This is a genomic window from Paenibacillus sp. FSL L8-0333 (genome assembly GCF_037965665.1).
GTDB classification, from domain to species: domain Bacteria; phylum Bacillota; class Bacilli; order Paenibacillales; family Paenibacillaceae; genus Paenibacillus_AQ; species Paenibacillus_AQ odorifer.
In genome coordinates, this window is record NZ_CP150186.1 from 664,890 (window position 1) to 676,698 (window position 11,809).

Here is an 11,809-nt window from a genome sequence, read left to right on the forward strand (position 1 = left end):
AACATTGAAGTCAACAGGGGATTTAGAACGTAAATTAATACTGATAGGGGTGCTGCTAGCTACCTTTCTAGCTGCGATTGAAGGAACGGTAACAGGACCAGCGGGTCCAGCTATCGTAGGTGAATTTCAGGGAATGCAGTGGCTTAGCTGGATATTCACTTCTTATTTGCTGGCAATGGCTATTACTACTCCTATATTCGGCAAAATCAGTGATCTCTTTGGACGCAAGCCGGTGTTCATGTGGGGAGCAGCTGTTTTTTTATTAGGCTCGTTATTATGCGGTATTTCGCAAAGTATGGAGCAGCTGATCCTATTCCGGGCAATACAGGGGATTGGCGCGGGTGCGCTCATTCCAATGACCTTTACCATCATCGGGGATATTTACAGTATCGAGGAGAGAGCGAAGACACAAGGATTACTTAGCTCTGTATGGGGGATTTCCTCTTTGGTAGGTCCTCTTCTTGGGGGATATGTAGTAGATTACCTAAGCTGGCGCTGGGTATTTGTTTTTAATCTGCCATTCGGTTTATTAGCAATGGTATTTATTGCCCGCTATCTGAAGGAAGAGAAGGTACGTCGGAAAGCACAAATTGATGTGGCAGGGGTGCTGCTGTTCGCTGCTGGTATGGGCGCATTGCTCTTCGGTCTCTCCACAGGTGGACAGAATCTGGAGTGGACATCCCCACTGCTAATCGCAACTCTAAGTGTGGCTGTTATCCTGCTAGTCTTATTTTTCTTTGTGGAGCGTCGTGCTCCTGAACCTATGTTGCCGCTGGGTCTATTCTCGAACCGCAACATAGCGGTGTCTACTGGCGCTAACCTGCTGGTAAGCACATTAATTATTGGGCTTTCTACGTATGTGCCATTATGGGTGCAGGGTGTATCCGGAAAAAGCGCCGCCATCTCAGGTTTGCTACTGGCGCCGATGTCGGTAGGCTGGATGTTTGGTTCGATCGCCGGAGGGCGGATGATTCTAAAAGCGGGTTCGCGTCGAACCGCAATGCTTGGATTGATTATGATCGCTGCCGGGGCTATTGGCCTGGCTTTCTTAACAGGGGAGTCTTCACAGCTGCTGCTTTTATGCTTGATGCTGGTCTGTGGAGTTGGCTTTGGGTATTCTTCTACAGTCTTTACGATTATTGCGCAGTCCTCTGTTGCGTATGAGCAACGGGGAGCATCTACAGCGCTTAATGCGTTCACGCGTTCTTTAGGACAGACTGTTGGGGTGGCTATTTTTGGTTCCTGGCTGAACTTGAATATTGATAAGCTGTTAAGAAAACAACCGGATTCGAACATCTCAGGGGATGATATTAATAAGCTGCTTGGATCGCATGCAGGAACTAACCTGTCTGGGGAAGTATCAAATAGTCTGCGTGATGCCCTTGAAGGTGGTCTTCATTCATTATTTATCGTAATGGCAGTTTTCGCTGTTTTGTCGCTGATAATATCCTGGGGTTTGCGCAAGGGTGTGCCTTCAGTAGAGGATGCTACATCGTCCTTGAAAAAGGCATAACTTATTAGGTAGATAGCGTGTTAAAGTGGTTGAACCATACGAATTGACTCTTGGAGTGGCGTACGGAGTGACACATAGAATGACGCATGGAGAGACACATGGACTAACGGACGGAGTAGCACATGGAATCACGCACGGAATAACGGACGGTGGCACGCCAGATTGATGTAACCTCTAGAGTAGAGAGTCGATGGAAGCAGTGGATAGACGCGTTTAGTTGTATTTCGTACAACTATAATCCTGCTGGTAACTTTTTCAATGGATATAGCTGTATTTAGTACACCTATTTTCTTGATTTACTCGCCTAGGGGTGGTTTGTCTGGTTTTTAATTGTACAGAATACACTTAAAGTTAGAATGAGCGGATTTGCATACGAAATAGCTGTATAGAATGCAGTTATTCCCTAAGTTACTGCTCAGGTTCATCAAGATCCGGCGCTGAAAATATAGCGAGTTACATCAAAAGTGAATTTTACCGAGAGCGATAGTAACGGTCAGCTGAAAGGGACGCCCAATCGGAAGCGTGCTCGCCAAGTCCAATCGGAAGCATGCTTGCAAGTCCTGCCGAATAAGGATGACTATGATCCGAGGGTTGCCAAAAGCGGACCTCAAAGTCCGTCTTCGGCATCGACTTACCGATCATCTGCTCAAGTAAGCCGGCGCAGAACAAAAAAACCAATAGGCGATTCTCAAATAAATCGGAGAATCGCCTATTGGTTTTCTTTTTACCATTAACAGAAATCAAGAATAGCTTGTCTGTAACACATAAATAAGCGACTCTTACTTACGGGGAAGAGGGGACAGCTTCTCAGCTTGTAGACCCATCTTTTTGAGTAGAACAATCATTTGTTCCTTCTCATCATCATTCAGACCGCTGAAAGCAAGATGCAGGCGTTCTGAATATTTCGGATACATCTCATTCATGAGACGTTCACCTTCCGTAGTCAGCTCCGCAAAAATCACGCGGCGGTCGCTCGGACAAGGCTTACGCTGCAAATAGCCGCGTTCCTCAAGCTTATCGATTACGTAAGTAACGTTGCCGCTTTGCAGCAGCAGCTTGGCGCCAATTTGTTGAATGGGTTGTGGTCCCTTATAGTACAACACTTCCATAACGGCAAAGGCAGTCGGATTAAAACCTTCAATTTTGCTGCCGGTAACAGCATGTTCATTAATGCTCTTAAAAGACTTGGCAAATACCCGGTACAAATGTAGTGTTAATTGCGTATCACGTTCGTAAGATTGTATCATGCTTCTCCACCCTCTATCGTTAATCATGTGTGAACTCATCGCACAGTTTGCAATCAATAGTCATTAGTGCACGGGTTACCTGTGCAACGAACCTTGAGATAACCTTAGAATACGTGAAAGAGCGAATGAAGAACATGTGATTTGTCACAATGAGCACACTTTTAATTATTAAAAATCAAACAATTTTTTAAATACGGTAAAAACGAAGGTTTTTTTGATTTCAGTCTTTGAAAGGATAAGAATTTCAGCCTTAGGTTCAAGCGCTATTTACGCCTCCAGACGGATGATTGATGTTCTCCAATATTTTACTATTACTTCATCGAGAAATAGTAACGGGGAGTGAAGTAAGATGGAGGAACAGCTGGCTCATGATTCAAAAGAAGGAAAGCTGACGGCGAATAAGCCCTTTATGCTGCTTATTGCCGCACAGCTTGTATCGAATGTGGGAGACTGGTTGCATATACTAGCGCTACTGACAATGGTAGGTTTTAAATGGAATGCTACACCGTGGGAAATTACGGCTATATCTTTATGTATGGCTGTGCCGTTGCTCTTGGGAGGGCCGTTTGCAGGTTATTTAAGTGATCGTTTTAACCGCAAGGCGCTGATGATTGGTTCCGATCTAGCTCGTGCCGGAATCGTTGTTTGTTTGGTATTTGCAGGTTCTCTCTGGCAGGTATATGTCCTGTTGGTAGCTAAAGGGATCATGGATGTACTCTTTTCACCAGCCAAAAGCGGAAAGCTCAAGGAGCTTGTCCCTGCGGCCCAGATGGATAAAGCCATGGCGCTTAGCTCATCTATTGAACAAATAACTAAAATTGTAGGTCCTGCTCTCGGTGGACTGCTGGTTGCCGCATTTGGTATTGCTGCTTGTTATGTGATTGACTCGGCTACCTTCATTTTATCGGCGGTCATCTTAATAGGACTGCCGCGTACGGCTTCACTGAAGAAAGATGCAGCAGAGGATAGCACAGGGGAGAATGGTGCTCGGAAGTCTTTTCGCCAAGAAATGTCGGCGGGTCTGCAGGTGATCGTGGGAATGCCTGTAGTGCTTTGCGGGATTGCTATGCTGGTGCTAGTGCTGCTAATGCTGCAAATTGGTGATTCGCAGATTGTAACGTTATTCCGGGAAATTCCGGGTGTGAACGGAGATCTGCTGGGTTGGTGTGTGGCAGCCAGTGGTCTTGGCACCTTACTGTCAGCCCTGCTTGTAAGCCGTATAGGCAGTGGTAAACATACGCTCGTCTTCATGGGATTGGGAGCTGTAATTATGGGGGTTGTTTTCTCAAGTGCAGGAATTGTAACTGCCCACGGTCAGGCTGGACTCTGGATGAACATCGCTTTGTTTGGTTCTTTTATGTTTGCTGGTGTGGGAGCAGGCCTTGCGTTTATTCCCTTCAATTCTATGCTGCAACAGCGGACCCCTGCGGAATACACGGGCCGTGTATTTGGAACTATAGGCAGTCTAACAAGTGCGGCTGTTATCTTAGGACCTGTAGCCGGTGGGGCTTTAGTTACAGCGTCAGGACCTGTCCCGGCGTTCATTCTCTCTGGTACGCTTACAGCCCTGCTTGGAGTGTTGCTGTTAATGCTGCGTGGTAAAATCGAGCGGAGAGATGAAGCGGCAATTAAACGTGAGGAAGGAATTTCAGCAACAAATAACCTAGAGCTTCTCGGACAGACCTCTCTTTAATGGGAGGTTTCTTTTTAAATATAAGAGTAGTTCTCGTAGCTGTGAAAAAATCAGTATGCTTCCTTGGAGAAAGTATATATAGTACGATTAGAGAAGCTATCTTTCTGGATTGGAATTTCGATAATAATATTTATAAGAAATATTTAGGAGTTGGCGAATATGGAGAATGTAGAAATAACAGGGGATACCGAGAGCGACGAAGAGATTGTACTCGATGTTGAGATCGATGAAGCAGGCTATGAAGCAGGTGCCCCATGCATATTCGATATTTCATTTCAGGTGCGGCGTGGACAGCTGCTCGGACTGATCGGACCAAATGGTGCGGGAAAAAGTACTACAATCAAAACATTGCTCGGTTTGCTTAAGAATACCAAAGCTAAGGTCTCCTTTAATGGAGTTAATAAGTCCTATGCTTATGTACCGGAGCAGCCAGTGTTTTATGAGGATCTGACCTTATGGGAGCACTTAGATTTGGCTGCTGCTGCTTATGGACTAAAATATGAGCAGTTTCAAGAAACGGCGGAGAGATTACTGAAGCAGTTCGGTATGAATCATGTCCGTGATGATCTTCCAGCTGGCTTCTCTAAGGGTATGAAACAGAAAATGATGCTGATGCTGGGCTTTTTGGTACAGCCGGATGTTTATATTGTGGACGAGCCTTTTATCGGCTTGGATCCTCGGGCCACTAAAGATTTCCTGCGACTGCTGGAAGCGGAGCGGCAGCGCGGAGCTGGTGTATTAATGTCTACGCATGTATTGGATACTGCTGAGAAAATTTGCGATGATTTTGTGTTGATCTCGGGTGGCAGGGTTGCCGCTGCAGGAACGCTTGAAGATATACGTGATTATGCTGGGCTGCCGGAGGCGTCGTTGTTTGATTGCTTCGACGAACTGACATGAGTAAGCAGAAGCAGCGAGGGTTTGCTTTTCCTACCTCCAAAAAGCTATTCTGGCGGCGATTATTTTCTCATTGGCGTGAGCAATCTGCTATTATTCGTACGGCAGCCGATTGGACTGTGCTGTTATATATACTGATTCCCGGAGGATTTCTGGGAGGACGGTTATATTACGGGTTCTGGAATGAGGCACTGCCAGCTTGGAGTGCAGATTTGCCGTTTATGTTGATTCCTTCATTATTAGTGCTCCTGCTCTGTAGAGGTGGACTGGTGCTATTATTGCAGGAAGGGGATCTATTATTTCTAAGACAACGGCAGCGATGGATAAATACGATCATGTTTCGCGGGTTGCTGTACAGCCTGATCGTAACATCGTTGAAGTTCTGTGTAGCTTTTGTGCTGTTATTACCTTTCCTGGTTCGGGGATATGGAATGCTGTCATCCGAGGTATGGGCGCTGTTCGCTCTGACTCTGGCATGTAGCTGGTGCGTTAAATTACTTGGGCATATTGTAAAAGTACAAAAGCAAGGATGGCGGCGCTGGCTGTGGCTGATTCTGGCCATCTCCGTTCCCTGTGGAATTTATTTCCGTGCAGCTGCGTTTTGGAACAACCGTCCAGTTTTTATGCTGCTGATTGCAGCACTCTTTGCAGTCGTAGCGGTAATCGCTCTTCAGCGGCGTATAGTGATGCGTGGGACATTCATGAACGATGTGCGTGAAGATTATAAGCAGCGGATGAAAATAGCGGCCCTATTGCTCCGCGGTGTACTGGATAAGCCGCGTCCGACCCGCCATAAGCCGTGGATTTTCCGGAAATCACAGCCTTTGCTAAAATCAAAAACTGCCGAGAGCCGTTTCTCTGCGGCAGCGATTAAGGCACTTGTACGGAATCCGGCCCATTTAAAGCTCTACTTATCGTTTACTGCTGTGTCCCTTCTAGCGATATTTATCATTCCATCAGGGTTCAAATGGCTGGGCTTTATAGTTTTAGTTTCCCTCATGACCAATTGGCTGTTGTCGTTCTGGTCGTTATTCGTGGGAGATGATTACATCGGAATTCTGCCGTTTACGAAAGAACAAAAAGCCGAAGCGGGGCTGCGTGCGGTCCCTATCTTACTGTTTCCTTTTTCAATCATTTGTTCTGCGCTGATCTGTATCTCCTTATATGGATGGTTTGGGATTATCCTGTTCATCCCGCTAGGTTATATCGTTGCACTGTTTAGCTCTAGAATATTTGGAACATTTCGCTTAGCGAAATAAAGATATAAATAGAACGGAAGAGTGCCCCATAAGCCGTAAAAAGGCTGCTGGGGCACTCTTCTTTTTTTGTCTTGATTCGATCTATTGCACGCACGTACGTATGAGGTACCTAGCTAGCCTATCGGACACAGCTGCCCCTAAACATACTATTTTTCCACTTTTGGGATGCTAACGGACTCCATAGTTGCTATTGCCATGAAAAACACCATATATGAGCCTCATTATAAGGAATAGCGTCGTTGGAGTCCGAAACCCTGCCAATAAGGTGAAAAATACGCAAATAACGTCATCTGGGTCCGAAGCCGCAGTAGCTGATTAGGCAGACGCTCCACATAGCTAACGAACCCAAAACAGAGGAGCGATTCTCTAATTAATGAGAGAATCGCGCGGTCCGCCATTTTCAAAGCAGTAAGCTGCTTGGAGGATATTCACGTTGCACTAGAGATTATCCCAGTCGAATGTCAGCGGCGTGTTTGCCTGCTGTATATCCTGTTGAGAAGGCCGCTGTTATATTGTAGCCTCCTGTATAGCCATGGATATCGAGTACCTCGCCGCAGAAGAATAACCCCGGCATAAGCTTCGATTCCATTCTTTTGGGATCGATCTCCTTCAGATTTACCCCACCGCCGGTAACAAAGGCCTCGGATAGGGAACGGGTGCCATGCACATAAACTGGCATGCGTTTCAAAATCCCAGCCAATAGAAGCAATCCATTCTTGGAGACGTGATGACCGGTTGTATCCCCATCTAATTCAGCTTTAGTCAGCAAGAGGGGGATGAGACGTTCTGGCAACAGTCCTTTCAGCGAATTGCGGATCGCTTTCTTTGGTTCCTGATCCAGCTTATCCTGCAACATAGATTCTACTTCCTGTGCGTTCAGATCAGGGAAGAGATCGATGGACATCTCCACCGTATCTGTGCCGGATTTACGTTGGACTTGTCTCAGAAATTGGCTGCACCGCAGTGCAATGGGTCCTGATAATCCAAAATGGGTGAATATCATATCCCCTCGATGAGAGATGACTTTCTTTCCTTTAGGATTCCACACAGTAAGGACCACATCACGTAACGACAGACCTTGCAGCTCGCCGGACTTAATCCATTCTTCCCGTGAAAGAATCGGCACCTCTGTCGGGAACAGCTCGGTGATCGTGTGCCCTGCGGCTTCTGCCCAAGGGTAACCATCTCCCGTGGAGCCGGTCTGTGGTACGGACTTGCCTCCGGTAGCGATGATAACAGCAGTGCAGGCGATCGTCTTGCCCGAGCTCAGTTGGACTCCCTTAACAGCCCCTTCGTTATAGATTATTCTTGAGACGGGACTGTCGGTCATAATCTGTACGCCTAGACTCCGTACTTTGCTAATTAAGGCAGAGACGACACTAGAGGCCTTATCGGAAACGGGAAACATCCGCCCGTTATCTTCTTCTTTTAATGCAATGCCTAAACCTTCAAAAAAGGCGATGATATCCTGATTATTAAAATGGTCGAAGGCACTATACAAAAAACGCCCGTTTCCTGGAATATGGGCGATTAGCTCGTCTCTTTCCTTGACGTTGGTAACATTGCAGCGTCCGCCACCAGATATTCCGAGCTTTCGGCCTAGCTTTGCTCCCTTGTCGATTAGCAGAACGGATGCCCCGTGTTCTGCAGCGGCCACGCTTGCCATTAGACCCGAAGGGCCGCCCCCAATGACGATCACATCGTAATTGCTCATGAAATTTAACTCCTTTACATGTTAAGACACGGAAGCCTATTCCGCGGGTATTCCTAACGGAATCATACCATTCTGATTCACATGTAACCAGTCTTGTCCAATCATTAGGTGATTATCGTTGTCAGGAGAGTAATCCTGTGCTTTAATCTAAGCATGTAGGGTAATTTGTCCATTTTGGGGTGTGATTGTAATTATTGGTGCGGTTAAGGATATCTTATTGCAAATATCGGCAGCATGCTCCTTTCTTTTTCTTTTTCAATGGTGGGTGGACCGTAGATTTGTGACACGGAAAAAGGGGAAGCTTCCAAATGATCAGACCTTTTTGATTTTGGCGTGTACGTTTAGTCTTATCCTGTGCTCTCTTCTTTCGACAACTTTGTTTGGTGTAGCCTATTTAAATTTAGGATTAATCCCTGCGTATATTGGTATTTTATATGGAACTACCCGTTCGGGCATTTTGCTGTCCATTTTTTTGCTTATCTGCAATGTAATCATCGCGGAGCCTACAGGAATCAGTAATGTGATATTGAATTCAGGGATTTTATTATATCCGCTACTGTTTGGACTGGCCAAACCTTTTAAGAAAGGTACAGTAGTTGAGAAGATCGGTATGTTATGGATGATTCTTTGTCCAAGCATGCTATTTATTGCGTTAGTCCCTATTATAGGCGGGAAAAATATATATGAATCTAATTCCGTGCAAGCATTTCTGATTACGGTATATCTGTTTTTCACCATCGCTTTAGGTGGTATTTTTGTATATTATGTTGAGATGGTTAGAAGTAGATTGCAGGATAAAGTACAGATGGAGAATATCAGTGAAAGTTTCCAGTGGGAGTCCGAGAAGCTGCAGCAGATTACCAATGTAGTCCCTCTGAGTATTATGTCTCTGGATGAACACGGAGTTGTAACTGACCTTAACGATTGCATGTTAGGAATGATGCGGGCTCATTATCCCAATTTGCGAAAAGAGGATATTATTGACGAACCGGTAAAAAAGTTTTTTCACAGCTCAGTGGATACACAGGCATATATGCGGGTAAGTGATAATATCCGCTCTAAACGGCGTTCCAGTGAAAAAATGATTCATGAGTCGCGCATCTATCAGATTTATTCAGCGCCGTTAATGCATAAGAGCTCAGGGGTAACAAGTGGTGCTGTAATTATTGTGCAGGATATGACCAATGAGGAAAAACTACGTGTAGAGCTCGATCATGTGGAACGTTTGAGCTTGGTCGGGCAGATGGCTGCTGGAATTACCCATGAGATTCGTAATCCTATGGCGGTAGTTCGGGGTTTTTTGCAGCTGATGAGAGAAAAGAGTGCTCAAGAATTGGATTCTTATTATCAGATTGTGATGGAAGAGCTGGACCGCGCTAATAGTATTATTAATGATTTTTTATCCTTGGCACAGAGCCGGGTTTCTGATAAAGAGAAGGTGCTGCTGCACCATATTATAGAAGAAGTTAGTCCATTGCTGTGGGCTGATGCTAATCTTCGCGGTCAAAGTGTTGAACTGAAGCTGAGCCCATCACTGCATGAATTAGAGCTGAATGTCCGGGAAATCAAGCAGCTCATACTCAATTTAGGACGCAACGGCATGGAGGCTATGGGACCTAAGGGGGTGCTGACGCTGGAAACACGCAGTACTCATGATAAAGTGGAGTTGATTGTCACCGATAGCGGCGTTGGTATGTCAGAAAGTCAACGTGAGAAGCTGTTTCTTCCCTTTTTTACGACGAAAATCCAGGGAACAGGTCTAGGCTTATCCTTGTGCCTAAGTATTGTGGAGCGGCATAACGGTAAAATAAATGTAGAGTCTGTAGAAGGAGAGGGGACGGTATTTACGATCTCCTTCCCATTGGATAAGGAGGAACCCAGCGGGGTTCGCTCTTAGATTGAATCACCCTCTACAGCATCTCTTGCTTTCACAGAGTATGAATGTATAATAAAGTTAGTAAGTACTGCTGTAATATTATCTGACAAACAGTTGAAAAGTGAAGGAGAGTGCAGAGAAATGTCCATGTCTTTTAATCAATATATGAGAGATTCAATTCAGCCTATGCGTGATGACCTGACAAGTATCGGGTTTCAGGAGCTTATGACTCCAGAAGAGGTGGAAGCTACTCTTCCAACCGCAAAAGGAACATCGCTTGTAGTCGTAAATTCGGTCTGTGGTTGTGCTGCTGGACAATGTCGTCCAGGTGTAGCTCAGGCTTTGCAAAATGAAATCACTCCGGATCACTTGTTCACAGTGTTTGCAGGTCAAGAGAAAGAAGCTACTGCTAAAGCACGTGAATATTTTGCTCCTTATCCGCCATCCTCACCTTCCATCGCACTGATGAAGGATGGAGAACTCGTTCACTTTATTGAACGTCATGGCGTAGAAGATCGTTCGGCTGCTGAAATTGCTGCTGAATTGAAAGAGGTCTTCAATCGTTTGTGCCAGTAAAAACAGTTATTCCATATAATCTCGCATCAGCCGGCAAATCGGCTGCATGCGGGATTTTTCAAAATATAAGAGCAATAATGGGATAGAATATGCTTAGAAGCATGAGCTTCGTTTGGGTGGATATTTTGATGGATATGGAACCATTTCTGATGGAACGAGGTGTGTTTGGTGAGTTTACAGAAGGAAATTATTGCGGATCTTGGCGTGAAGCCAACGATTGATGTAGAGGTTGAGGCACGCAAACGGGTTGATTTCTTAAAGTCGTACGTGCTGAACGCAGGGGCTAAAGGATTATTGATCGCCATTAGTGGTGGAGTGGACAGTGCGGTAGCCGCGGGTCTTTGTAAACAGGCTACGGACGAGCTGTCGGCAGAAAAAGGCACAGAGTATATGACGCTTGGAGTATTCCAGCCTTATGGGGTTCAGGAAGATATCGAGCACAGCTATGATGTTGCCAAAGCTTTTAATCTGACTCATACTGTGGAGACCAACATTGAGGAAGCTGTAAATGAAATTGCCCTTGAAGTTGAGCATGGTCTGAAATCAATAGGCCAACACCGCCATATGACGCATCAAGGCAAAGGAAATGTTAAAGCCAGAACACGTATGGTTATGCAATATGCACTCGCTTTTGAGAACAATCTGATTGTAGTAGGAACGGATCATGCTTCTGAAGCAATTACCGGCTTCTACACGAAGTGGGGCGATGGCGCTGTAGATATTACACCACTATCCACACTTAATAAACGTCAGGTACGTCAGCTGGCTGCACATATTGGTGTGCCTGCGGATATTGTCACAAAAGCACCTACGGCGGGCTTATGGCCGGGTCAGACGGATGAAACCGAGCTGGGCATTACTTATGACGATAACAGCGACTATCTGGAAGGTAAACAGGTTAATCCTGAGGTAGCTGAGAAGCTTGAGAATTATTACCGGAGAACGGCACATAAGCGTAATGTTATTCCGGGGATTTAGAATAGGTTGAACTAGAAATCGCCACGGGTCTGCGTAGCAGCAGAGCTCGTGGCGGT

The 11,809-nt window shown here is 45.6% G+C and carries 9 protein-coding genes; 7 read left to right on the forward strand and 2 right to left on the reverse strand.

Annotation, left to right across the window (positions count from 1 at the left end; genetic code table 11):
- Positions 1 to 4: 4 nt before the first annotated feature.
- Positions 5 to 1,513: an MDR family MFS transporter gene (locus NYE72_RS02940; RefSeq protein WP_076101386.1), complete on the forward strand. Its 1,509-nt coding sequence runs from the start codon at positions 5 to 7 to the stop codon at positions 1,511 to 1,513.
- 779 nt (positions 1,514 to 2,292) lie between these two features.
- Here NYE72_RS02940 and NYE72_RS02945 read toward each other — a convergent pair.
- Positions 2,293 to 2,760 carry a MarR family transcriptional regulator gene (locus NYE72_RS02945; protein ID WP_036676802.1) on the reverse strand — a complete coding sequence of 156 codons (468 nt, stop codon included), beginning with the start codon at positions 2,758 to 2,760 and terminating at the stop codon, positions 2,293 to 2,295.
- A gap of 349 nt (positions 2,761 to 3,109) precedes the next feature.
- On the opposite strand from NYE72_RS02945, the gene NYE72_RS02950 reads away from it, so the two are divergent.
- The 3 genes from NYE72_RS02950 (at position 3,110) to NYE72_RS02960 (ending at position 6,609) form a co-directional block, all read left to right on the forward strand.
- The gene (locus NYE72_RS02950; RefSeq protein ID WP_076101388.1) at positions 3,110 to 4,453 is read left to right on the forward strand and encodes an MFS transporter; all 1,344 of its coding nucleotides are present in this window, start codon (positions 3,110 to 3,112) and stop codon (positions 4,451 to 4,453) included.
- Between the two features lie 159 nt (positions 4,454 to 4,612).
- Positions 4,613 to 5,353, forward strand: a complete 741-nt coding sequence (locus tag NYE72_RS02955; protein ID WP_036676805.1) for an ABC transporter ATP-binding protein — start codon at positions 4,613 to 4,615, stop codon at positions 5,351 to 5,353.
- Complete coding sequence (locus NYE72_RS02960) at positions 5,332 to 6,609, forward strand: ABC transporter permease (protein WP_143766907.1); 1,278 nt, start codon at positions 5,332 to 5,334, stop codon at positions 6,607 to 6,609. Before NYE72_RS02955 ends, NYE72_RS02960 begins: the two co-directional genes overlap by 22 nt.
- A 445-nt stretch (positions 6,610 to 7,054) precedes the next feature.
- Here NYE72_RS02960 and NYE72_RS02965 read toward each other — a convergent pair whose 3' ends face one another.
- Entirely contained in the window at positions 7,055 to 8,323 is a 1,269-nt protein-coding gene (locus tag NYE72_RS02965; protein WP_036676810.1) for an NAD(P)/FAD-dependent oxidoreductase, read from the reverse strand.
- 280 nt (positions 8,324 to 8,603) lie between these two features.
- On the opposite strand from NYE72_RS02965, the gene NYE72_RS02970 reads away from it, so the two are divergent.
- The 3 genes from NYE72_RS02970 to nadE all read left to right on the forward strand — a co-directional run bounded on the left by NYE72_RS02970 (position 8,604) and on the right by nadE (position 11,753).
- Complete coding sequence (locus NYE72_RS02970; protein WP_081394564.1) at positions 8,604 to 10,220, forward strand: ATP-binding protein; 1,617 nt, start codon at positions 8,604 to 8,606, stop codon at positions 10,218 to 10,220.
- Positions 10,221 to 10,340: 120 nt separating this feature from the next.
- Complete coding sequence (locus NYE72_RS02975) at positions 10,341 to 10,775, forward strand: BrxA/BrxB family bacilliredoxin (protein WP_036676813.1); 435 nt, start codon at positions 10,341 to 10,343, stop codon at positions 10,773 to 10,775.
- Positions 10,776 to 10,943: 168 nt separating this feature from the next.
- Positions 10,944 to 11,753: an ammonia-dependent NAD(+) synthetase gene (nadE, locus tag NYE72_RS02980; protein WP_036676815.1), complete on the forward strand. Its 810-nt coding sequence runs from the start codon at positions 10,944 to 10,946 to the stop codon at positions 11,751 to 11,753.
- Positions 11,754 to 11,809 lie beyond the last annotated feature (56 nt).